Origin of the sequence: Bradyrhizobium frederickii (genome assembly GCF_004570865.1) — a bacterium.
Lineage (GTDB): Bacteria > Pseudomonadota > Alphaproteobacteria > Rhizobiales > Xanthobacteraceae > Bradyrhizobium > Bradyrhizobium frederickii.
In genome coordinates, this window is record NZ_SPQS01000015.1 from 154999 (window position 1) to 176056 (window position 21058).

The 21058-nt window shown below is 64.9% G+C and carries 22 protein-coding genes; 11 read left to right on the forward strand and 11 right to left on the reverse strand.

Annotated elements, in window-relative coordinates; all coding sequences use genetic code 11:
• The first annotated feature begins 114 nt into the window (after window positions 1–114).
• From E4K64_RS25160 to E4K64_RS25170, 3 genes are read left to right on the forward strand one after another with little or no spacing between them, the layout of a single operon-like run.
• Entirely contained in the window at window positions 115–1137 is a 1023-nt protein-coding gene (locus E4K64_RS25160; RefSeq protein WP_135165897.1) for a TRAP transporter substrate-binding protein, read from the forward strand.
• Window positions 1134–1688 (forward strand): TRAP transporter small permease, encoded by a 555-nt coding sequence (locus E4K64_RS25165; protein WP_135165898.1) that lies wholly within the window; start codon window positions 1134–1136, stop codon window positions 1686–1688. The genes E4K64_RS25160 and E4K64_RS25165 overlap by 4 nt, the downstream gene beginning before the upstream one ends.
• The gene (locus E4K64_RS25170) at window positions 1685–3043 is read left to right on the forward strand and encodes a TRAP transporter large permease (RefSeq protein WP_061881506.1); all 1359 of its coding nucleotides are present in this window, start codon (window positions 1685–1687) and stop codon (window positions 3041–3043) included. The genes E4K64_RS25165 and E4K64_RS25170 overlap by 4 nt, the downstream gene beginning before the upstream one ends.
• A gap of 119 nt (window positions 3044–3162) precedes the next feature.
• Here E4K64_RS25170 and E4K64_RS25180 read toward each other — a convergent pair whose 3' ends face one another.
• Complete coding sequence (locus E4K64_RS25180) at window positions 3163–3846, reverse strand: GntR family transcriptional regulator (protein WP_135165899.1); 684 nt, start codon at window positions 3844–3846, stop codon at window positions 3163–3165.
• A gap of 218 nt (window positions 3847–4064) precedes the next feature.
• Here E4K64_RS25180 and E4K64_RS25185 point away from each other — a divergent pair, with 218 nt between their 5' ends.
• From E4K64_RS25185 to E4K64_RS25200, 4 genes are all read left to right on the forward strand, one after another.
• Window positions 4065–4688: a TRAP transporter small permease gene (locus tag E4K64_RS25185; protein ID WP_209311876.1), complete on the forward strand. Its 624-nt coding sequence runs from the start codon at window positions 4065–4067 to the stop codon at window positions 4686–4688.
• The gene (locus E4K64_RS25190; protein ID WP_135165901.1) at window positions 4688–5953 is read left to right on the forward strand and encodes a TRAP transporter large permease; all 1266 of its coding nucleotides are present in this window, start codon (window positions 4688–4690) and stop codon (window positions 5951–5953) included. The genes E4K64_RS25185 and E4K64_RS25190 overlap by 1 nt, the downstream gene beginning before the upstream one ends.
• A gap of 23 nt (window positions 5954–5976) precedes the next feature.
• Complete coding sequence (locus E4K64_RS25195; protein WP_135165902.1) at window positions 5977–6960, forward strand: TRAP transporter substrate-binding protein; 984 nt, start codon at window positions 5977–5979, stop codon at window positions 6958–6960.
• 75 nt (window positions 6961–7035) lie between these two features.
• A complete protein-coding gene (locus tag E4K64_RS25200; protein ID WP_135165903.1) occupies window positions 7036–7962 on the forward strand; it encodes a dihydrodipicolinate synthase family protein in 927 nt (308 codons plus the stop codon).
• Window positions 7963–8179: 217 nt separating this feature from the next.
• Here the strand turns inward: E4K64_RS25200 and E4K64_RS25205 are convergent, their stop codons facing one another.
• Genes E4K64_RS25205 through E4K64_RS25220 form a run of 4 tightly spaced genes read right to left on the reverse strand, consistent with a single transcriptional unit; the run spans window position 8180 to window position 13902 of the window.
• Window positions 8180–9091 (reverse strand): hydroxymethylglutaryl-CoA lyase, encoded by a 912-nt coding sequence (locus E4K64_RS25205; RefSeq protein ID WP_135165904.1) that lies wholly within the window; start codon window positions 9089–9091, stop codon window positions 8180–8182.
• Window position 9092: 1 nt separating this feature from the next.
• The gene (locus E4K64_RS25210) at window positions 9093–11096 is read right to left on the reverse strand and encodes an acetyl/propionyl/methylcrotonyl-CoA carboxylase subunit alpha (protein ID WP_167772244.1); all 2004 of its coding nucleotides are present in this window, start codon (window positions 11094–11096) and stop codon (window positions 9093–9095) included.
• A 4-nt stretch (window positions 11097–11100) separates the two neighbouring features.
• Window positions 11101–12705: a carboxyl transferase domain-containing protein gene (locus tag E4K64_RS25215; protein ID WP_135165906.1), complete on the reverse strand. Its 1605-nt coding sequence runs from the start codon at window positions 12703–12705 to the stop codon at window positions 11101–11103.
• A 24-nt stretch (window positions 12706–12729) separates the two neighbouring features.
• A complete protein-coding gene (locus tag E4K64_RS25220; protein WP_167772245.1) occupies window positions 12730–13902 on the reverse strand; it encodes an isovaleryl-CoA dehydrogenase in 1173 nt (390 codons plus the stop codon).
• Between the two features lie 101 nt (window positions 13903–14003).
• Here E4K64_RS25220 and E4K64_RS25225 point away from each other — a divergent pair, with 101 nt between their 5' ends.
• Window positions 14004–15032: an AraC family transcriptional regulator gene (locus E4K64_RS25225; RefSeq protein ID WP_135165907.1), complete on the forward strand. Its 1029-nt coding sequence runs from the start codon at window positions 14004–14006 to the stop codon at window positions 15030–15032.
• Here E4K64_RS25225 and E4K64_RS25230 read toward each other — a convergent pair.
• From E4K64_RS25230 to E4K64_RS25245, 4 genes are all read right to left on the reverse strand, one after another.
• A complete protein-coding gene (locus E4K64_RS25230) occupies window positions 15029–15517 on the reverse strand; it encodes an Lrp/AsnC family transcriptional regulator (protein WP_135165908.1) in 489 nt (162 codons plus the stop codon). The two genes, E4K64_RS25225 and E4K64_RS25230, sit on opposite strands and share 4 nt — an antisense overlap.
• 129 nt (window positions 15518–15646) lie before the next feature.
• Window positions 15647–16507 carry a DMT family transporter gene (locus tag E4K64_RS25235; protein ID WP_135165909.1) on the reverse strand — a complete coding sequence of 287 codons (861 nt, stop codon included), beginning with the start codon at window positions 16505–16507 and terminating at the stop codon, window positions 15647–15649.
• A gap of 71 nt (window positions 16508–16578) precedes the next feature.
• Entirely contained in the window at window positions 16579–17115 is a 537-nt protein-coding gene (locus E4K64_RS25240) for a TetR/AcrR family transcriptional regulator (RefSeq protein WP_235884778.1), read from the reverse strand.
• Between the two features lie 310 nt (window positions 17116–17425).
• A complete protein-coding gene (locus E4K64_RS25245) occupies window positions 17426–17731 on the reverse strand; it encodes an ETC complex I subunit (RefSeq protein WP_126257761.1) in 306 nt (101 codons plus the stop codon).
• 255 nt (window positions 17732–17986) lie between these two features.
• Between E4K64_RS25245 and E4K64_RS25250 the strand changes: the two genes are divergently transcribed.
• Complete coding sequence (locus E4K64_RS25250) at window positions 17987–19162, forward strand: OpgC domain-containing protein (RefSeq protein WP_135165910.1); 1176 nt, start codon at window positions 17987–17989, stop codon at window positions 19160–19162.
• Window positions 19163–19336: 174 nt separating this feature from the next.
• On the forward strand, window positions 19337–19735 hold the full coding sequence (locus tag E4K64_RS25255) for a translational machinery protein (RefSeq protein ID WP_135165911.1): 399 nt from the start codon (window positions 19337–19339) through the stop codon (window positions 19733–19735).
• 84 nt (window positions 19736–19819) lie between these two features.
• On the opposite strand, the gene E4K64_RS25260 is transcribed toward E4K64_RS25255, so the two are convergent.
• On the reverse strand, window positions 19820–20014 hold the full coding sequence (locus E4K64_RS25260) for a hypothetical protein (RefSeq protein WP_135165912.1): 195 nt from the start codon (window positions 20012–20014) through the stop codon (window positions 19820–19822).
• 334 nt (window positions 20015–20348) lie between these two features.
• On the opposite strand from E4K64_RS25260, the gene E4K64_RS40530 reads away from it, so the two are divergent.
• Window positions 20349–20498 carry a hypothetical protein gene (locus E4K64_RS40530; protein WP_167772246.1) on the forward strand — a complete coding sequence of 50 codons (150 nt, stop codon included), beginning with the start codon at window positions 20349–20351 and terminating at the stop codon, window positions 20496–20498.
• A 171-nt stretch (window positions 20499–20669) separates the two neighbouring features.
• On the opposite strand, the gene E4K64_RS25265 is transcribed toward E4K64_RS40530, so the two are convergent.
• Window positions 20670–21044 carry a hypothetical protein gene (locus E4K64_RS25265; RefSeq protein WP_135165913.1) on the reverse strand — a complete coding sequence of 125 codons (375 nt, stop codon included), beginning with the start codon at window positions 21042–21044 and terminating at the stop codon, window positions 20670–20672.
• Between the last annotated feature and the right edge of the window lie 14 nt (window positions 21045–21058).

Consider the following 21058-nt stretch of genomic DNA (forward strand, 5'->3'; position numbering starts at 1 on the left):
GAGAGAATATCGGGTGAAAGACCGGCTAGGATGGGCCTACGCCCCGGTCACACATGACCCGCCCAATCACGCCAACCAAGAATCGTTCAAAGAAACGTTCAAGGGGATCACGCCATGCTCACGCGCCGCCATCTGATTGCGACCGCCGTCGCCGCACCCGCCATCCTCCGTTTCGGCACCGGCACCGCGCACGCCGCGACCACGCTGAAGATCTCGCACCAGTTCCCGGGCGGCACCATCGACAAGGGCGATTTCCGCGACCGGCTCTGCCGCATGTTCGCCGCTGAAGTGGCCAAGCGCAGCAATGGCGACATCGCTGCCGAGATCTATCCGAATTCCTCGCTGATCAAGACCAACGCGCAGTTCTCGGCGATGCGCAAGGGCGCGCTCGACATCAGCCTCTATCCGATGCCCTACGCCGGAGGCGAGCTGCCGGAGACCAATATCGGCCTGATGCCCGGCCTCGTGACCACCTACGACCAGGGCCTGCGCTGGAAGAAGGAGCCGGTCGGCAAGGCGCTGACCGACTTCCTCGCCGACAAGGGCATCATCCTGCTCACCTGGGTGTGGCAGGCCGGCGGCGTCGCCAGCCGCTCCAAGCCGATCGTCGCGCCCGAGGATGCCAAGGGCATGAAGGTGCGCGGCGGCTCGCGCGAAATGGACATGGTGCTCCAGACCGCCGGCGCCTCGGTGCTGTCGGTGCCTTCGAACGAAATCTACGCGGCGATGCAGACCGGCGCCTGCGATGCCGGCATCACCTCCTCGACCAGCCTGATCTCGTTCCGCCTCGAAGAGGTCGCGAAGTCCCTGACCTCGGGCGCGGGCACCTCCTACTGGTTCATGCTCGAGCCGCTGATGATGTCGAAGGCGATCTTCGACAAGCTGCCGAAGAACCACCAGGACATCCTGCTCACGGTGGGCACCGAGCTCGAAGCCTTCGGCCGCAAGGGCGCGCAGGACGACGACGTCGAGGTCGCCAAGGTCTACGAAAAGGCGGGCGCCAAGGTCTCGGCGCTCGATGCCGCGACCGTCGGCAAATGGCGCGACATCGCCCGCGACACCGCCTGGAAGGACTACAGCGCCAAGACCGCGACCGCGGCTACCCTGCTCAAGCTCGCCACCGACGTCGCGGCATGAGCCACGGTCCGCTTCCGGATCGTGACGACACGGCCAACGCTGTCGCAAGGACGGGCCTTGCGGCAGCGGTCGATCGCGGTCTTGCCATCCTCAATACCATCATCGTGGTGTTCGCGGCGGTGGCGCTGGTCGCCGCTTGCATGATCCTGAGCTACAGCGTGCTCAGCCGCGCGCTGTTCAAGGCCGCCAATTACTGGCAGGACGAGGCCGCGGTGTTCCTGTTGGTCGGCGCGACCTTCATGACGGCCGCCTATGTGCAGCAGAACCGCGGTCACATCGGCATCGAGGCCTTCGTCGGCCTGTTGTCGCCGCTGGCGAACAAGGTCCGGCTCTGGCTGGTCGACGCCGCCACGTTCCTGTTCTGCGCCTTCTTCACCTGGAAGTCCTGGACGCTGGCCCACGAGGCCTATGTCGACGGCCAGGTCTCGAACTCGATGTGGTCGCCGCCGCTCGCCATCCCCTATTCGCTGATGGCGCTCGGGATGAGCCTGCTCTGCATCCAGATCCTCGTGCAGCTTGCGCTGCCCTTCACCGGAGCCAGGCGGCCATGAGCGTTTTCGGTATCGGCGTCGCTTACGGCATCGTGACGCTGCTGGTGATGTTCTCGGGGATGCCGATCGCGTTCGCGCTCGGCGCGGTCGCCGTCGTGTTCATGGGCATCTACATGCCCTCGGCCTCGCTCGATACGGTCACGCAGAACGTCTACGAGGAAATGGCCTCGATCACGCTGCTGTCGATCCCGCTCTTCATCCTGAAGGGCGCGGCGATCGGAAAATCGCGCGCCGGCCAGGACCTCTATTCGGCGCTGCACGCCTGGCTGCACCGGGTCCCCGGCGGCCTCGGCGTCGCCAACGTGTTCGCCTGCGCGCTGTTCGCGGCGATGGCGGGCTCGAGCCCAGCGACCTGCTCGGCGATCGGCTCGGCCGGCATCCCCGAGATGCGCAAGCGCGGCTATTCCGGCGGCTTTGCGGCCGGCATCATCGCCGCCGGCGGCACGCTCGGCATCCTGCTGCCGCCCTCGATCACCATGATCCTGTTCGCGGTCGCGGCCGAAAAGTCGCTGGGGCGGCTGTTCCTGGCCGGCATCGGGCCTGGCCTCCTGCTTGTCACGCTGTTCGGCGCCTACGCCGTGATCCGCTTCCGCCAGGAATATGCCGCGGCCGAAGCGGCCTACAAGAACGGCGGACCAGAGGCTCCGATCCTGCAGCGTGACGAGTACACGCTCGCCGAGCGCTTCAGCGTGCTGCCGCGCGTGATCCCCTTCGTGCTGCTGCTCACCGGCGTCATGATCGCGCTCTATGGCGGCTACGCCACGCCGTCGGAAACTGCGGGGCTCGGCGGCCTCTTGGCGCTGGCGCTGATCGCGGCGATCTACAGCGTGTGGCGGCCGAGCGATCTCGCACCGATCATGAAATCGACGATCCGGGAATCGACCATGCTGATGATGATCATCGGCATGTCGCTGCTCTATTCCTACGTGATGAGCTATCTGCACATCTCGCAATCGGTCGCCGAATCCATCGTCGCGATGCACCTGCCGCGCTGGGAGCTGCTGTTCGCGATCCTGGTCATGGTCGTCGTGCTCGGCTTCTTCCTGCCGCCGGTCTCGATCATCCTGATGACGGCGCCGATCATCCTGCCGCCGCTCCGCGCCGCCAATTTCGACATCATCTGGTTCGGCGTGGTCATGACCATCGTGATGGAGATGGGGCTGATCCATCCGCCGGTCGGCCTCAACATCTTCGTTATCCGCAACGTCGCGCCGGACATCCCGCTCCGCGAGGTGATCTGGGGCACCCTGCCCTTCGTGCTCTTGATGATGCTCGCAGTGCTGCTGCTGTGCTTCGTGCCGGGGATCTCGACCTGGCTGCCGGACCTGGTGATGGGGCCGGACGGAAGCAGGTAGCCGCAATCACAGCTGCTGTAGGGTGGGCAAAGCGCAGCGTGCCCACCACTTGTCGGCTATCACGGTGAGATGGTGGGCACGGCGCCAACGCGCCTTTGCCCACCCTACAAGTTCCGTGGCTATGGCCCGCTCTTCCGCCGTCCCTTCGGCGCGTTCGCCACCACCTGCAACAGATCCTTGCGCACGGCCTCGATGTGCCGCTCCAGGAAGCGGCAGGCGTCCTCGACCCTCCCTGCGCGGCAGAGCGCGACCAGATGGGCGTGCTCCTTCTCGGCAATGCCCATCGCCTTGGTGTTGGAGAGTTGCAGCCGCGTGTAGCGGTCGCTGGTCTGAAGCAGCGACAGCACGATCGCACGGGTTCGCGGCTGCGGCGCGTGGACGTAGAGCGCCATGTGGAAGTCGGCGTTGAGCTGGCCCCATTCGCTGACATTCTTCGCCTTGATCGCCTTCTCGAACTGCCTGTGGATGTCGTCGAGCCCCTCGAAATCCTCCGCGCTGAAGCGCGGTGCCGACTGCGCCAGCAGCCGCGGCTCCAGGATACAGCGCAGATCGAACACGTCGTTGATCTCGTCCAGCGACAGCTCCGAGACGATGGCGCCCTTCTGCGGCACGATCCGCACCAGGCCTTCCGCCTCGAGCTGAAACAGCGCTTCGCGAACGGGAATGCGGCTGACGCCGTAGGCCTCGCCGAGCGCATCCTGGCGCAGTTGCGATCCGGCCGGATAGGTGCCGTCGAGGATCGCCTGCCGGAGCTGATCGACGATCGCGGCCGACAGGGTGCGATGCTTCAGAGGCTGTTTCATCTGACCTTCTGTTGTCCCTTTTCCGACTCGCTCGGCCGACGCGGTCCCTGTCTTGCATGTCGGGATGCCCGGCAAAAGCCAGGCGCTCCACAAAGGAGGTGCCCAGCAAAAGCGCGCCCTGCCGCAGAAATGACCGCAAACTTCGTTTGACTCCGAAAATGTATAAATTATACATTTGGCAATCGCACGACAATTCTTCGGGATTTGGGGCCTCTTTCATGATCGAGCAGACCGTGCCGGCCACGCGCGCGCTCAGCCTCCGGCGTACGATCGTCCGGATGTCGGGCGGCCTGCTCGCGGTCGAGCGCCTCGCGCTGATGGGCCTGATGTACCTGCTCACCGGACTGATCCTGGTGAACGTCGTCACCCGTTACTCGCATTTCCCGATCTACTGGATCGATGAATCTGCGGTCTATTGCGTGGTCTGGCTGACCTTCATCGGGGCGTCCGCGATGACGCGGCTGCGGCTCGACTTCGCGGTCGCGATGCTGACGGAGCGTCTGTCACCGCGGCACCAGAAGATCGCCAAGGTGATCTCGACCGGCCTCGTCGTCGTGTTCGGTGTCGCCCTGATCGTCACCTGCGTGCTCTGGATGGACCCGGTCGGCCTTGCCCGCGCCGGCTTCGACGGGCGCAAGCTCGCCGCCGAGACCTTCAACTTCCTCTACACCGAGCGGACCCAGACGCTGAACTGGCCGACCTGGGTGCTCTATCTGACGCTGCCGATCTTCGCGGTGTCGATGACCATTCACGGTCTCGCCAATTTGCTGGAAGACCTCGAGCTGGTCCCGCGCACGCCGCTGACGGGCTTCCAGCTGTCCGAGCTGGACGGGGTCAACTGATGATCACGTCAGCGGCCTTCATGGCGTTCATGCTGGTTGGCGTCCCGATCGGCCTGTGCCTATGCCTTGCCGGCCTCGTCTACATCGCGGCGTCCGGCAATCCCGTGCTGTTCCAGTCCTATCCGCTGCAGCTGTTCGGCGGCGTCGACAGCTACGGCCTGATCGCCATCCCGCTCTTCATTTTGATCGGCGAGATCATGAACGGCGGCGGCATCACGCGGCGCATCGTCGACATGGCGATGGCCTTCGTCGGCTCGCTCAAGGGTGGGCTCGCCTACGTCAACATCCTCGCCAACATGTTCATCTCCTCCATCCTGGGTTCCGCCACCGCGCAGGTGGCGATCATGGCCCAGATCATGGTCCCGGAGATGGAGAAGAAGGGCTACGACAAGACCTTTGCCGCCGGCCTCACCGCTTATGGCGGCATGCTCGGCCCGATCATCCCGCCGTCGGTAATGTTCGTGGTCTACAGCGTGCTCGCGCAGGTGTCGGTCAGCGACATGCTGATCGCCGGCATCGTGCCTGGCGTCATTCTCACCGTGATGTTCTGCCTCGTGATCGCGCTGATGGGGTACATCTACAACTATCCCCGCGCGGACTACCAGACGCCGCGCCAGCGCGTCATGACGATCCTCCGGACCTCGCCGACGCTGCTGATCCCGATCGTCATCGTCGGCACCATCCTCGGCGGCCTCGCCAATGCGACAGAATCCGCGGCCGTCGGCGCAGTTGCCGCGGCCCTGGTTGGAAAGTTCTGGACCAAAGAGTTCGAGTTCGCGCAGCTGCCGCAGATGATGCTGCGCAGCGCGATCTATTCGGCGATCGTGCTGTTCCTGGTGGCGGCCGCAGCGGTATTCTCCTGGGTCCTGATCTTCGGCAAGGTGCCGCAGGAGACCGCCGCCTGGATCCAGACCGCCGCCAAGGACCCGGTCAGCTTCATGCTGATCTGCAACGTCATCCTGCTGGTGATCGGCACGGTGATCGACGGCATTCCCGGCCTGATCATGACCGTGCCGATCCTGCTGCCGGTGGCAACCGAAATCTATCACATCGACCCCCGGCAGTTCGGCGTCGTGGTGGTGATCAACCTGGTGCTCGGCCTGTTGTCGCCGCCGGTCGGGCTCTGCTTCTTCGTCGCGGCCGCCGTCACCGGTGCCAAGCCCGGCAAGATGTTCATGGTGACGCTGCCCTTCTTCGTCATCTCCTGCGTCCTCCTGGTGCTGCTCTCGCTCTATCCCTCGCTCTCGCTGATCCTCGTCAAATAGGCCTATCCGAAAGGAGCCCGACCATGTCGCTTTCTCGCCGCCGCTTTCTCGCCGCCAGTGCCGTCGCCTCGGTGTTTGCCCCATCGCTGGCGCTCGCCCAGGCCAAGGAATTCCGCCTCGGCCTGATCACGCCCAACGGCCATTCCTGGAACAAGGCCGCGCTCAAATTCGGCGAGGATCTCAAGTCCGCGACCAACGGCCGCCTGACATTGACCGTGTTCCACTCCGGCCAGCTCGGCAACGAGACCGCGATGATGCAGCAATTGCAGTCCGGCGCGCTCGACATGGGGTTCATCCAGGCCGCCGAGCTCGGCTCGCGCGTACCGCACATCGCCGCGATCAACGCGCCCTACATTGTTCGCTCGACGCCTTCGGTCGCGAAGCTCGTACGGCATCCGGCGGCGGTGAAGCTGTTCGACGTGCTGCCGCAGGAAACAGGAACGATCGGGCTCGGCTGGGGCATCACCGGCATGCGTGCCGTGTTCTCGTCCAAGGACCTGCACGCGCTCGCCGACATCAAGGGCATGAAGCTGCGCATCAACCCGACGCCGGTCTATCGCGATTTCTATTCTTCGCTGGGCGCCGCCCCGACGCCGATCCCGACGCCGCAGGTGTTCGATGCCATGGCCAACGGCCAGGTCGACGGCCTCGAGGCCGATCTCGAATTCTCCTGGAATCAGCGCTTCGACAAGGTGTCCAAGGTCATCCTGCAGATGAACGCCGTCTTCATGCCGATGGCGGCGGTCGTCTCCGGGCGGGTCTGGCAGTCGCTTCCCGCAGCCGATCGCGAGCTCATCACCAAGACGATCAAGACGACGCTGGACGCGCAGATCGACGAGCTCGCCGGCAACGAGCCCGCGCTGATCCAGAACTTCAAGAACGCGCCGATCCCGATCCGCCTGGTCGACGCCAAGGACACCGAGGCCGTCATCGCCGAGTTCGACAAGATCTGGTTGCCGAAAGCCCCCGTCCTCGCCGAGCTGCGCAAGGTCGGCGCGACGCTCTGATCCCATCCATCGCCCTCACGTCAATGCCCGGCGGATCGAGCGATCCGCCGGCACAATTCCAATCGGAGCCAAGCAATGAGCCCACGCATCTCCTGGGAAGGCGTCTTCCCGGCCGTCACCACGCAGTTCAACGACGATTTGTCGCTCAATATCGACGCGACCGCCAAGGTCATGGACGGGCTGATCCGCGACGGCGTCTCCGGCCTGATCGTCTGCGGCTCCGTCGGTGAGAACACCTCGCTCGAGCGCAAGGAAAAGATCGCGATCATGGAAGCGGCGAAGTCGGTCGCGAATGGCCGGGTGCCGGTGCTGTGCGGCATCGCCGAATTCACCACGGCCTTTGCGGTCGAGACCGCGAAAGAAGCCGCGCGCATCGGCATCGACGGCGTGATGGTGATGCCGGCGCTGGTCTATTCCTCCAAGCCGCACGAGACCGCCGCGCATTTCCGCGCCGTCGCCAGCGCGACCGATCTTCCCGTGATGCTCTATAACAATCCGCCGATCTACAAGAATGACGTCACGCCTGATATCCTGGCCTCGCTCGCGGACGTCGAGACCGTGGTCTGCTTCAAGGACTCGTCCGGCGACACGCGGCGCTTCATCGACACCCGCAATATGGTCGGTGACCGCTTCGTGCTGTTCGCGGGCCTCGACGACGTCATCGTCGAGAGCGTCGCCATGGGCGCCGTGGGCTGGGTCTCGGGCATGTCGAACGCCTTCCCGCGCGAAGGCGAGACGCTGTTCCGGCTCGCCAAGGCCGGCCGCTTCGCCGAGGCGATGCCGCTCTACGAATGGTTCATGCCGCTCTTGCATCTCGACGCCCGGCCGGACCTCGTCCAGTGCATCAAGCTGTGCGAGCACATCATGGGCCGCGGCACCGCGCTGACGCGCCCGCCGCGCCTCGCGCTGCTGCCGCATGAGAAGGCCGAGGTCGAGGCCATGATGGCCAAGGCGCTCAAGAACCGGCCGCGCCTGCCGGATGTCGGGCTCAAGGCGGCCTGAGCGCAGATCTCGTAGGGTGGGCAAAGCGAAAGCGTGCCCACCATCGGGCTCGATCATGGAGAGATGGTGGGCACGGCGCTACGCGCCTTTGCCCACCCTACGAGAGCGACGATAGCTCTCTCAGCCGTCATTGCGAGGAGCACTTGCGACGAAGCAATCCAGAGTATTTCCGCGGAGGGATCCTGGATTGCTTCGCTGCGCCCGCAATGACGGAGAACTAGGAGACGGTCCGCTTTTTCTTCGCGTTCAGCGCCGAGGCCACGCGGCTGACGGGCGGCTTGCCCAGCACGCCGCTCATCGCGTTGGTGGCTGCGAGCAGCTTCTCCATATCGACGCCGGTCCTGACGCCCATGCCTTCGAGCATGTAGACGACGTCCTCGGTCGCGACGTTTCCGGTCGCGCCCGGCGCATAGGGGCAGCCGCCGAGACCGCCGGCGGCGGCATCGATGACGCGCACGCCCTCTTCCATTCCGGCATAGAGATTGGCGAGCGCCTGGCCGTAGGTGTCGTGGAAATGCATCGCGAGCTTGGCGGGAGGGATGCTGGCACTGACCGCGCGCAGCATCTCCTTCGCCTTGGATGGCGTGCCGACGCCGATAGTGTCGCCGAGCGAGATCTCGTAGCAGCCGAGCTCCCATAACGTGCTCGCGAGATCGGCGACGGCCTTCGGCTTGATCTCACCATCGAACGGGCAGCCCAGCACGCAGGAAATATAGCCGCGCACCTTCACGCCATCGGCCTTGGCGCGCGCCAGCACCGGCTTGAAGCGCTCGATGGACTCCGCGACCGTGCAATTGATGTTGGCGCGCGAAAACCCTTCCGAGGCGGCCGCAAACACCGAGACCACCTCGGCGCCCGCGGCACGCGCGGCGTCATAGCCCTTCTCGTTCGGCACCAGCACGTGGAATTCGGCACCCTTGATGTGGCTCACTCCGCGCAGAACCGCGTCGGAGCTAGCCATCTGCGGGATCGCCTTGGGCGAGACGAAGGCGCCGACTTCGACCGTATGGAGGCCAGCCGCGACCAGCGCCTCGACGAAGGCGATGCGGGCCTCGACGCTGACGGGCGTCTTCTCGTTCTGGAGACCGTCGCGCGGCCCCATTTCGATGATGCGGACGGGATCGCTCATGTCACTCTCCGGAAGGCTCGACCACGGCGAGCTCGACGCCCTCCTGGACGATGTCGCCGACCTTGCACCTGATCGCCTTCAGCACGCCGGCAAAGGGCGCGCGCAGTGTCTGCTCCATCTTCATGACCTCGAGCGTCAGGATCGGCGCGCCCTTCTCGAGCTTCGCCCCCTCCTCGGCGAGCACGGCGACGACCGTGCCCGGCAGCGGCGCCGCGATCTTGTCCTCGCCGGCCTGCTCCTCGCTCTCGCCGCCGAACGGATCGACCCAGTGCAGGTCGAACCGGCCGTTGCGCGTGCGCAAGTAAAGCTCATGGCCGTCGATCACGGCCGCGACCGACGATTTGACACCGTCCAGCGTCAAGTCGAAGCCGCCTTCCTTCGCCGTGGTCGTGAACGCCAGCTCGCGCTCGCCGATCACCAGCGTCGAGGGGCCACTCCCGTAATTCAGCGTGATCCTCTGCTCCGGCCCGTGCCCGACACGGAAGGCAAAGTTGCGCTGGCGGCGGCCGACCGGCTGCCAGCCGAAGGTCTGCCAGGGCGAACTCGCCTGCGCACCTGCGGCCTGTCGCTCGTCATTGAGGATCGCAGCCACCGCGGCGCAAAGCTCGAGCTCGCCGGGCGCCGGCGCGGCCTGTGTCAGGACCGCCAGCTCGCGCTCGATGAAGCCGGTGTCGATCGCATTGGTCCGTACCTTCGGATGCGTCATCAGCGCCGACAGGAACGGGATGTTCGTCACGATGCCGCGGACGTCGGACTCTTCCAGTCCCCGATTGAGCCGCTCGATCGCGACGTCCCGCGTCGGCGCCCAGGCGATCATCTTGGCGAGCATGGCGTCGTAATACGGCGAGACCGCATCACCTTCGCGATAGCCGGCGTCGATTCGCAAGCCTCCGGCTTCCGCTGGCAACCGCCAGGTCGAGATCCTGCCGACCGAGGGCATGAAATTCCTGGTTGGGTTCTCCGCATAGACCCGCGCCTCGACGGCATGGCCGTTGAGCCTGATCTCGTCCTGCTTGAGCGGCAGCGCCTCGCCGAAGGCGACGCGCAGCTGCCACTCGACGAGGTCGATGCCGGTGATCAGCTCGGTCACGGGATGCTCGACCTGGAGACGCGTGTTCATCTCGATGAAGAACACGTCCTTGCCGTCGGAGACGAACTCGATCGTGCCGGCGCCGACATAATTCACCGCTCCGGCCGCCTTTCGCGCGGCGGCGCAGACCGTCTCGCGCTGGGCAGCATTGAGCGTCGGCGACGGTGCCTCCTCGATCACCTTCTGGTGCCGGCGCTGCAGCGTGCATTCGCGCTCGAACAACGACAACAGATTGCCGTGACTGTCGCCGATCACCTGCACTTCGATATGCCGAGGATTGTCAACATATTTTTCGATCAGCATGAGATCGTCACCGAACGCGGCCTTGGCCTCGCGCTTGGCGCTGACGATCGCAGGCGCAAGCTCGCCAGCCGAACGCACGATCCGCATGCCGCGGCCACCGCCGCCGGCGGACGCCTTCACCAGAATGGGGAAGCCGATCTTGTCCGCGGCCTTCGCAAGCGTCGCCTCGTCCTGGGCTTCGCCGTGATAGCCGGGCACCAGCGGCACGCCGGCCTTTTCCATCAGCGCCTTCGAGCCTGATTTCGACCCCATCGCATTCATCATCTCGGCGGTCGGGCCGACGAAGACCAGCCCTGCGTCGAAGCAGGCCTGCGCGAACTCGGCATTCTCGGACAGGAAGCCGTAGCCGGGGTGCACGGCCTCGGCGCCGGTCTTGCGCGCGGCCTCGATCAGCCGCTCGACATTGAGATAGCTGTCGCGGGCGCGCGCGGGCCCGAGCAGCACGGCTTCATCCGCGAGCGCGACATGCATCGCCTCGCGGTCGGCCTCGGAATAGACCGCGACGGTGCGCAGGCCCATGGCGCGGGCAGTGCGGATGACGCGGCAGGCGATCTCGCCGCGGTTCGCAATCAGGAGCGTGCGAAAACGCCGGTAGAGCTTTGAGCGGTCCATCGCATCACATCCTGAACAGGCCGAATTTCGTCGGCTCGATCGGCGCATTCGACGCCGCCGAGAGGCCGAACCCGAGCACGAGGCGGGTGTCGGCCGGGTCGATCACGCCGTCGTCCCACAGGCGCGCGGTCGCGTAGTAGGGGTGCCCCTGGCTCTCATATTGAGCGCGGATGGGCTCGCGGAATTTGTCTTCCTCTTCCTTCGACCAGCTGTCGCCCTTGGCCTCGATATTGTCGCGGCGGACCTGGCTCAGCACCATCGAGGCCTGCTCGCCGCCCATCACCGAAATGCGCGCGTTCGGCCACATCCAGAGGAAGCGCGGCGAGTAGGCGCGGCCGCACATGCCGTAATTGCCGGCGCCGTACGAGCCGCCGATCACGACGGTGAATTTCGGCACCGAGGCTGTCGCCACCGCCGTCACCAGCTTGGCGCCGTCGCGCGCGATGCCGCCGGCCTCGTATTTCTTGCCCACCATGAAGCCGGTGATGTTCTGCAAAAACACCAGGGGGATGCCGCGCTGGCAGCACAGCTCGATGAAATGCGCACCCTTCAGCGAGCTTTCACTGAAGAGAATGCCGTTGTTGGCGATGATGCCGACCGGATAACCCCAGATATGGGCGAAGCCGCACACCAGCGTCGTGCCGTAGAGCTTCTTGAATTCGTCGAACTCGGAACCATCAACCACACGCGCGATGATGTCGCGCACGTCGAACGGCTTGCGGCCGTCGACGGGCACCACGCCGTAAATCTCCTCCGCGGGGAACAGCGGATCGCGCGGCTTGTGCATGTTGAGGTTCGGCCGCACCGGCGGTTTCAGCGTGCCGACGATGCGGCGCGCGATCCCGATCGCATGAGCATCGTTCTGAGCATAGTGGTCGGTGACGCCCGACTGGCGCGAATGCACGTCGGCACCGCCGAGCTCCTCGGCGCTGACCACCTCGCCGGTCGCAGCCTTCACCAGCGGCGGGCCGCCGAGGAAGATGGTGCCTTGATTGCGCACGATGATGCTCTCGTCCGACATCGCCGGGACATAGGCGCCGCCGGCGGTGCAGGAGCCCATCACGATCGCGATCTGGGGTATGCCCTGCGAGGACATCTGCGCCTGATTGTAGAAGATGCGGCCGAAGTGCCGCTCGTCCGGGAAGATCTCGTCCTGCAGCGGCAGGAAGGCGCCGCCGGAATCGACCATGTAGACGCAGGGAAGATTGTTCTGCCGCGCGATGTCCTGCGCACGCAGATGCTTCTTCACGGTCATGGGATAGTATGTGCCGCCCTTGATGGTGGCGTCGTTGGCGACGATGACGCATTCGCGGCCCGCAACGCGCCCCACCCCGGTGACGACGCTCGCCGAATGCACGTCCCCGCCGTAGAGACCGTAGGCCGCGAGCGGCGACAGCTCCAGGAACGAGGTGCCGGGATCGATCAGCAGGTCGACGCGCTGGCGCGCCAGCATCTTGCCGCGCGCGGTGTGGCGGTTGCGCGAGACCTCGCCGCCGCCGCCGGCGACCTGGCTGAGCTTTTCACGCAAGTCGGCAACGAGGGCGCGCATGGACTCGGCATTGCGTGCAAAATCTGACGAAGAGGGATCGATGCTGGAATGAAGCGGCATTTTGATTCCAATTGGGTGAAGGTTTTAGGCCGTCTCGGCCATCAGCTCGCGGCCGATCAGCATGCGGCGGACTTCGGACGTCCCCGCGCCGATCTCGTAGAGCTTTGCGTCACGCCAGAGACGCCCCACGGGGAACTCGCTGGTGTAGCCGACGCCGCCGAGCGCCTGGATCGCCTCGCCGGCCATCCACGTCGCCTTCTCCGCCGAATAGAGGATCGCGGCAGCCGCGTCCTTGCGCAAGCTGCGCGCGTGATCGCCGCGGTCGCAAGCGCGCCCCACGGCATAGACATAGGCGCGCGTGGCTTGCCAGGTCGCATACATGTCGGCGAGCTTGCCCTGCATCAGCTGGAAATCGCCGATCGGCTGACCGAACTGCTTGCGCTCGTGCATGTAGGGCACCACCGCGTCCATGCAGGCTGCCATGATCCCGAGCGGGCCGCCCGACAGCACCGCGCGCTCATAGTCGAGGCCGGACATCAGCACCTTGACGCCCTCGCCGACCTTGCCCATCACGTTCTCCTCCGGCACCTCGCATTCGTCGAAGAACAAGGGATAGGTGTTGGAGCCGCGCATGCCGAGCTTGTCGAGATGCTGGCCGTGGCTGAAGCCTTTGAAACCCTTCTCGATCAGGAAAGCCGTCATGCCGCGCGGGCCGGCCTCGGGGTCTGTCTTGGCGTAGACCACCAGAACATCGGCATCACCGCCATTGGTGATCCACATCTTCGAGCCGTTGAGCACGTAGCGGTCGCCGCGCTTGTCGGCGCGCAGCTTCATCGAGACCACGTCGGAGCCGGCGCCCGGCTCGGACATCGCGAGGGCGCCGACATACTCGCCGGAGATCAGCTTCGGCAGATAGCGCTGGCGCTGCGCGTCGTTGCCGTTGCGGCGGATCTGGTTGACGCAGAGGTTGGAATGGGCGCCATAGGACAAGCCGACGGCGGCCGAGCCGCGCGAAATCTCTTCCATCGCCACGATGTGGGCGAGGTAGCCCATGTTGGAGCCGCCATATTGCTCCGGCGCGGTCATGCCGAGTAGGCCGAGGTCGCCGAGGCGCTTCCAGAGGTCCGCCGGAAACAGATTGGCCTTCTCGATCTCGGCGGCGCGGGGGGTGATCTCCGCCTCCACGAAGGCGCGCAGCGTGTCGCGCAGCAGGCTGATGTCTTCGCCCAGGTCGAAATCGATGCTCGGGATGTTCAAGGCGATTCCTCCGTGTTTTGGGCACCGAACCTAGCGGGGTCAGGGCCCTCTTGCGGTCGAAAAGGTTGCATTTTCCGCCAAACTTGGCGAGGATTTTCCTCATGCCCTTTCAAGCCGCAACTGCGGTTCCGCGCCGCGCCGTCACTCCGGCCGCCTTCGTCCGTGGCGTGGTTGCCGCTTATGCCAGATACGGCCGCGATCCGGCCGAGGCCCTAAGCCGGAGTCAGGTTGCGCCAGACCTTGTCAATTCTCCGGACGGGCGGATCACGGCCGCCCAGTTCGAGGCTCTGGCGGGCCATGCCATGCGCGAGCTCGACGACGAGGCGCTCGGCTGGTTCTCGCGGCGGCTGCCCTTCGGCACCTACGGCATGCTGTGCCGCGCCTCGATCACGGCGCCGACGCTGGAGGTCGCGCTCAAGCGCTGGTGCCGGCATCACCGCCTGCTCACCGAGGACGTGCTGCTCGATCTCGAGGTCGGCGAGGAGACCGCGGAGGTCTCGATCCGGGAGCTGCGCGATCTCGGCGCTTTGCGCGAATTCTGCCTGGTCACGCTGCTCCGCTACGTGCTCGGCTTCTCCTGCTGGGCCGTCGATTCCAGGATCGCGCTCCGCGCGGCCGAATTCCCGCACACCGAGCCCGGCCATGTCTCGGTCTATCCGACCATCTTTTGCCGGAACATCCGCTTCGATGCCGATCGCGCCCGCATCGTCTTCGACAAGCATTATCTCTCGCTGCCGCTCACGCGCAGCGCCGTCGATCTCGACAACATGCTCAAGGGCGCGCTCAGGCTGACCGTGCTGCCCTATCGGCGCGACCGGTTGCTGGTCGAGCGTGTCCGCCGCGTGCTGCGCAATGCGCGCGGACGCAGTCTCGGCGCCGAGGATGTCGCACGCGAGCTTGCGCTGTCCACCCGCACCATGCATCGCCGCCTGCGCGAGGAGGCCACCTCGCTGCGCGACCTCAAGGAAGAGGCGAAATTCGAACTGGCAAAGCAGGAGCTGATGCGGGGCCGCACGCCGATCAAGCGGATCGCGGAGATCGCCGGCTTCCGCAACGAAAAGAGCTTTTCCCGCGCCTTCCGCACCTGGACCGGTGCGAGCCCCCGTGAGTTTCGAGGACGGTATCGCTAAGAGGACGCTGCCGCGACGTCCTGCAGCGGCAGCGGCACGTCCTTGGCAACACCCAGCACCGGGAAGCTGCGGACGTTCTTCACGTCGGGCATGGCCGCGAAATGCAGCAGCTGCTGGCGCATGCTCTCGACGCTCGGTGCCACGCATTTCAGGAGATAGTCGGTGTCGCCGGAAATCCGCCAGCACTGCTGGATGCGCGGGATCGCGGCGATCGAGATCTCGAACGCCTCCAGCACCGGCTGCGCCTGGCTGCCGAGCTGGATCGAGACGAACGAGACCACCTCATAGCCGATCCGCCGCTCGTCGAGGACGGCCCGCACCGCCCTGATCACTCCGCGGCTGAACAGCGATTTCAACCGTCGCAGGCAGTTCGGCGCGGACACCCCGACGCGCAGCGCTAGCTCGTTGTTGCGAACCCGCCCGTCCTGTTGCAGCTCGGAGAGTATCCTCAGATCGACGCTGTCGAGCTGGTCACGCCCGGCCATACCCCACCTCGCACGCTCCCGTCATGCCGGCCAGCGAAGCACGCGGCGGAATCGATGCCAAGGGCCGGAAAAGGAATCCTGGCCAATTATGTTGCGCGGCCGATGTCACAGCTGAAACAGGACTGGGATTCAAGTTGGTCGAGCGCTCGGCCTGACTTGTGTCATGGCGACTCCGGAGATTGCGAGCAGTCCGCCGACGATCAACCTTGCGGTCATGCGGTCGCCAAGGAACAACACGCTCGAAATCAAGGCGAACACCGGAAGCAGCAGACCGAAGGGGGCGACACGGTTCATGGAGCAACGGGCGATCAGCCAGAACCAAAGGCCGAACCCGACAATTCCTCCGATGAAAATCGTGTAGGCGAGTGCCAGCCAACCGCGTCTATCCGCCGTGACAAGGCTCGCCATTTGACCATGTTCAATGAGCAGCGACATCAACATGACCTGCGGCACCGTGAGCAGTGACGACCACCCCATCAACATCAACGGATCAAAAGGGCCGTAGCGCTTCGTCAAGACGTTTGACACCGCGAATGCGAAGGCCGCCCCGATCACAAGCAGGAGCGGAAGGATGTTTGCCGATGGGCCGGGCTCCGCGGCCAACACGACCACGCCGACACATGCAAGGACCACTCCGGCGGACGTGGTGACGGACGGCCTCTCCGCGAGCAGCGGCCAGGCCAGCAGGACCGTGAAGGGCGTGGCGAGTTGATATGCGACGGCCGACATGCTTCCCGAGCCGAGCCCAAGGCCAACATAGAACAGCCCGAAGTTCAGGCCGCCAAGGAAGATCGAAATGGCTGCGACCGGGACTACCTGCGCACGTGTGGGCCTCTTGACGAACGGGACAAGCAACAGCGCGATGGCCAGGAAGCGCAGTCCGAGGAAGAATAGCGGCGGAAACTCCGTGACGCCCGCCTTGATCGCCACGAACTGGTAACCCCAGAGCAAGGGAACGGCCACCGCGCAGATGATCTGGATGGCAGACATGGCACTTCTCCTTTAAAGACCGATCAGTCCAGATATTGGCGTGCCAGTAACGGAGCCACGCCATGGATCATTCATTTGATGAAGCGATCGAGAAGAGCCTCGACGGTGGCTTGCGACGTGATCCGTGCCGGCGCCGTCTTGCCGACCACGCGCAGCCCCTCGACGAAACAGACGAGGATTCGGGCCGCACTTGAAGGCTCGACACCATCAGCCAACTTGCCCGCCGCCTTCGCACGGGAAAGTGCATCCGCCACCCTGGCCTCCATGGCTTTGAAAAAGCCCGCGACGCGACGACCAACTTCAGCATCCTGGCCGGCCAGTTCCATGGCCGTGGCCACGAGCAGGCATCCGCGCCGGCCATTGGCACCGCTCGTGCGGTCAACATAGCCGGCAAGGTAGGCCCGCAGGCCATCGACCGGCTCGTTGTGGGGATCGAACTCGATATCCATTCGTGTCAGGGCATCGGCGATGTAGCGATCAAGCGCACGCAGGAAGAGCGAGTGCTTGTCACCGAAAGCGGCGTAGAGGCTGCCACGCGACAGCTTCGTCGCACGAAGAAGATCCGGAAGCGCCGTCGCGTGATAGCCGCGCGACCAGAACACGCCCATCGCGCGTTCCACAGCGGCTTCCACGTCGAAACTTCGTGGCCGGCCACGGGGCAATTGCGCTGGGGTTCGGGACCTCATTGCTCATATATAGACCAATCGGTCTTTAAATCGCAAGAGATCCCTCGGGTCGGCAGCAGGTATCGGCTGTCGGGGTGCTATTCTCTCGAGAATGAGACCGGCCGCATGCTCGGCCGTCAGACCGCGACCAGGCTACTTACCGGAGCTGACGATCTCCCCGCGTCATCGCGAGCCGGGATTTCGGCCCTACGGGCCTTTCATGCGTCAGCGAGGGGCGCCTGCGCAGCCCCTCTCAATGCGTCCAGGGCTCGCCGCGGCGAAACGAGAAATTGTCGGCGTAGGCAACCGGGCGCCGTACCGATTCCTTCGGCTCGATGACCTGGTAGGCGATGCCCTTGCGCTCGCAATAGGCGATCGCCTCCTCCTTGCTGTGGAAGCGCAGCGTGATCTGCTGCTTCATGTCGCCCGACGAGGTCCAGCCCATCAGCGGCTCGACCGCGCGCGGCTGCTCCGGCTCGTAGTCGAGCTGCCATTCCTTGGTCTTGGACCGGCCGGATTGCATCGCGTTCTTGGCGGGCTTGAAAATGCGTGCGGTCATGGGTGGGTCCGGGCCTCGTTTCGTCTTTCGTTCGATTTCGATGCGTCAGGGTGGCAGTTGGTGCAAACCTCAGGGATAGTATAGAGACACCGGTTGGGAACTGCTTGCTGATTCCGGCCCCCGTGGCCTCTGCGACGGTATAGTCATTATGCTGCACCGTGACAATTGCGTACCCGCCTTCCGCGCCGGGATCCCGCCCGGCGGCAATATCTCCCCGCCCTCAGCCTGTCCGCCCCCTTCGAGAGCTCCCCTCGCATGGCCTTCCTGAACATCAACGCCACGCTCCCCGACAAGGGCCGTGACCTCCGGCTCGACCTGTTTCGCGGCGTCGCGAACTGGGCGATCTTCCTCGACCACATCCCCGACAACGTCGTGAACTGGATTACGACGCGCAATTACGGCTTTTCCGACGCCGCCGATTTGTTCGTCTTCATCTCCGGCTACACCGCCTCCTTCGTCTACGCGCGGATGATGCTGGACCGCGGCTTCATCGTCGGCGCCACCCGGCTCACCAAGCGGGTCTGGCAGCTCTACGTCGCCCACATCATCCTGTTCGTGATCTACATCGCCTCGATCAGCTATCTGGCGCTGCGCTTCGGCGATTCCGAGATGATCAACGAGTTCAACGTCGCCGGTCTCGTCGACAACGCCACCGAGACCCTGCGCCAGGGCCTGTTCCTCCGCTTCAAGCCGCTCAATCTCGACGTGCTGCCGCTCTACATCGTGCTGATGGGCCTGTTTCCGCCGGTGCTGTGGTTCATGCTGCGCAAGCCCGATGTGACGATGGTGCTGGCGATCGTGCTGTGGCTGACGGCGCGCCACTTCGGCTGGAATCTGAACGCCTATCCGGCCGGCCAGTGGTACTTCAACCCGTATTGCTGGCAGGTGCTGTTCGTGTTCGGCGCCTGGTGTGCGTTGGGCGGCGCGCGGCGCTCGATGACGCTGATCAACGCGCCCATCACGCTCTATCTCTGTCTCGGCTATCTCCTGTTCGCCCTGATCATGACCATGGCGGGCCGCTTCCCCGCATTCGGCGGCATGTTCCCGGAATGGCTGTTCTCGGCCTTCAACCCGAACGACAAGACCAACCTCGCGCCCTACCGCTTCATCCACTTCGTCGTGATCGTGATCCTGGTGATCCGCTTCGTGCCGAAGGAATGGCCGGGGCTCGAATGGAAGGTGTTCGATCCCCTGATCGTCTGCGGCCAGCAATCGCTCGCCGTGTTCTGCGTCGGCGTGTTCCTGTCCTTCGTCGGCCATTTCGAGCTGTCGATGAGCTCGGGCTCGCTGCTGGCGCAGATCTTCGTCAGCGTCGCCGGCATCGCGATCATGACGACGGTGGCCTATTACATCTCGTGGTCGAAGAAACAGGACAAGCCGCTGAAGCCGCCGCCGGCCAAGCCGGCGGCCAGCGCGGCGAAGGCTGCCTGAACCGGGAACGCCTTGCCGTTCGGGGCGCGCCGCTCGCGCGGCGCGGTCGCCCTGGCGGCTTGGGCCGATCGATTGACCTGGGTCAACCGGGGGCTGCGCCGGCCGGCATAATGTCGTCACGACACGCCGCCGCTCCGATGTCGGCAGCCTCCCCTCGGACAAGGCCAAAAGCACATGCCCTCTCATTTTCACGCCGTGGTATGGATCGACCATTCGCAGGCCAGGATCTTCCACCTCGGCCTGAGCGGCTCCGACGAAATCACGCTGCATCCGCACCTGGCGACGCGTCAGCTTCATCACAAGGCCAACGCCGTCGGCAGCGGCCATGCCGCCCCCGACAAGGCGTTCTACACTGACGTGAGCAAAGCCCTCGCCGATGCCGGTGAGATCCTCATCATCGGTCCGGCCAGCGCCAAGACGGAGCTTGCAAGCTACATTCGCACCAACGCTCCCGATATCGCCAAGCGGATTGCCGCGGTGGAAGCGGCCGATCATCCCTCGGACGCCGAAATCGTCGCCTATGCGAAACGTCACTTCAAGCTGCCGCTGCCGCGCGTGCAGGCACGGGGATAGGCTGAGAGGCGAGCGGCAATCGGGCCGGACGGCCTCAGCCCGAACCTTGGGCGTGATGAGGGGTCATTCCAGGCTCACCGCGCTTCAGGCCACTTCCTCGCCGTCGAACTCGGTGAATTTCTTGTAGATCCAATCGCGGCCGTCATGGCGGCGCCAGACCTTGCCGTACACGAGCTGCCCATTGATCGAGCGGCGGGGCACGATCACGGTCCAGAGGTGCCAGATCTCGCTCCAGCTCGACTGCGGACCGGCGGTCTTGAGGTTGCGATCGAAGGACATAGGGCAGAACTCGTTGGCGCAGAACTCACCTGACGCGCGCCGCGACGGGCCGTGATCTGTGTCACACGGATGGAAGGCGCTCAACGCGAGCCGGGATCGGTCTGATAGCAGCCAGACGAACGGGCGCAACAACCACTCGCCCTTAACCTCACCGATCAACCTTACTTCTTGGGATGAAGCTGCGCGATCGGTTGAATGCCGGAGCCGGCTCTTCTAGAATGCACGTGATTTGAGAGCGAGCGCGGGGCTTACGCGCAGGTGAATTTTTGAGCTGACGTCGAACTTTGAAACAGGTTTGACGTTTGAAGATCATTGACGGGCGGGGGCGACCACGATGAATTTGCAATATGCATGCTTGCGCGTCGTGCTGCGCTCGGCGCAGGCCGCGGAGACGCCTGCCCCGGAGCCGCCGAAAGCCGCCAACGACAACCAGATCATCTGGCCGTTCGTGCCGTTTCCCGCCGGCTGGTACGCCTCGGGCTGACCGGCCGGATCCGACAGAATTCGGTCTGAAAAGCGCAACGCCGCGCAAGCGGAATATCATCGCTTGGCGGCGTCCGTTTAGACGTTGGGCGCTGAAATCCCCAACACGGATATGTCTACGGCGACGCCGGGAAGGTTCGATGACGCTTTGGTCATTCCGACCGGCCTTCACTCAGCCGCCGGCGCCTGATGCCGCCTGGCCATTGGCTTGTAGCGCGCCTTGCGCGGTGTAGGTCTGTCCCGCCTGACCGCCTTGGCTACCTTGTGCGCTCGCGGAGGTCTGCACCTCGGTGGTGCCATCGGAATAGGTAATCGTCGTGGTGGTGAGGCCGTTGACGGTGATCGAGACCTCGCTGACGATGGTCTTGGCCGAGCCGCCGCCGCCCGATCCCGCGCTGCCACCCGCCGATTGCGAGGACGACGATTCCGTCGTCGCTGATGTCGAGGATGCCGCCGACGTCGAGGATGCCGTTGCAGCCTGCGTTGTGGCGGTCGATGGGGACGCCGCCACCGTCGCACTGGCCGATGCAATCGCACTGATCGACATGAAGACCTCGCCTG

Excerpts from the sequence above, each read along its gene's own strand:
- E4K64_RS25160 (WP_135165897.1), top strand. The coding sequence starts at position 115 with ATGCTCACGCGCCGCCATCTGATTGCGACCGCCGTCGCCGCACCCGCC.
- E4K64_RS25165 (WP_135165898.1), top strand. The coding sequence starts at position 1,134 with ATGAGCCACGGTCCGCTTCCGGATCGTGACGACACGGCCAACGCTGTC.
- E4K64_RS25170 (WP_061881506.1), top strand. The coding sequence starts at position 1,685 with ATGAGCGTTTTCGGTATCGGCGTCGCTTACGGCATCGTGACGCTGCTG.
- E4K64_RS25180 (WP_135165899.1), bottom strand. The coding sequence starts at position 3,846 with ATGAAACAGCCTCTGAAGCATCGCACCCTGTCGGCCGCGATCGTCGAT.
- E4K64_RS25185 (WP_209311876.1), top strand. The coding sequence starts at position 4,065 with ATGATCGAGCAGACCGTGCCGGCCACGCGCGCGCTCAGCCTCCGGCGT.
- E4K64_RS25190 (WP_135165901.1), top strand. The coding sequence starts at position 4,688 with ATGATCACGTCAGCGGCCTTCATGGCGTTCATGCTGGTTGGCGTCCCG.
- E4K64_RS25195 (WP_135165902.1), top strand. The coding sequence starts at position 5,977 with ATGTCGCTTTCTCGCCGCCGCTTTCTCGCCGCCAGTGCCGTCGCCTCG.
- E4K64_RS25200 (WP_135165903.1), top strand. The coding sequence starts at position 7,036 with ATGAGCCCACGCATCTCCTGGGAAGGCGTCTTCCCGGCCGTCACCACG.
- E4K64_RS25205 (WP_135165904.1), bottom strand. The coding sequence starts at position 9,091 with ATGAGCGATCCCGTCCGCATCATCGAAATGGGGCCGCGCGACGGTCTC.
- E4K64_RS25210 (WP_167772244.1), bottom strand. The coding sequence starts at position 11,096 with ATGGACCGCTCAAAGCTCTACCGGCGTTTTCGCACGCTCCTGATTGCG.
- E4K64_RS25215 (WP_135165906.1), bottom strand. The coding sequence starts at position 12,705 with ATGCCGCTTCATTCCAGCATCGATCCCTCTTCGTCAGATTTTGCACGC.
- E4K64_RS25225 (WP_135165907.1), top strand. The coding sequence starts at position 14,004 with ATGCCCTTTCAAGCCGCAACTGCGGTTCCGCGCCGCGCCGTCACTCCG.
- E4K64_RS25230 (WP_135165908.1), bottom strand. The coding sequence starts at position 15,517 with ATGGCCGGGCGTGACCAGCTCGACAGCGTCGATCTGAGGATACTCTCC.
- E4K64_RS25235 (WP_135165909.1), bottom strand. The coding sequence starts at position 16,507 with ATGTCTGCCATCCAGATCATCTGCGCGGTGGCCGTTCCCTTGCTCTGG.
- E4K64_RS25240 (WP_235884778.1), bottom strand. The coding sequence starts at position 17,115 with ATGGGCGTGTTCTGGTCGCGCGGCTATCACGCGACGGCGCTTCCGGAT.
- E4K64_RS25245 (WP_126257761.1), bottom strand. The coding sequence starts at position 17,731 with ATGACCGCACGCATTTTCAAGCCCGCCAAGAACGCGATGCAATCCGGC.
- E4K64_RS25250 (WP_135165910.1), top strand. The coding sequence starts at position 17,987 with ATGGCCTTCCTGAACATCAACGCCACGCTCCCCGACAAGGGCCGTGAC.
- E4K64_RS25255 (WP_135165911.1), top strand. The coding sequence starts at position 19,337 with ATGCCCTCTCATTTTCACGCCGTGGTATGGATCGACCATTCGCAGGCC.
- E4K64_RS25260 (WP_135165912.1), bottom strand. The coding sequence starts at position 20,014 with ATGTCCTTCGATCGCAACCTCAAGACCGCCGGTCCGCAGTCGAGCTGG.
- E4K64_RS40530 (WP_167772246.1), top strand. The coding sequence starts at position 20,349 with ATGAATTTGCAATATGCATGCTTGCGCGTCGTGCTGCGCTCGGCGCAG.
- E4K64_RS25265 (WP_135165913.1), bottom strand. The coding sequence starts at position 21,044 with ATGTCGATCAGTGCGATTGCATCGGCCAGTGCGACGGTGGCGGCGTCC.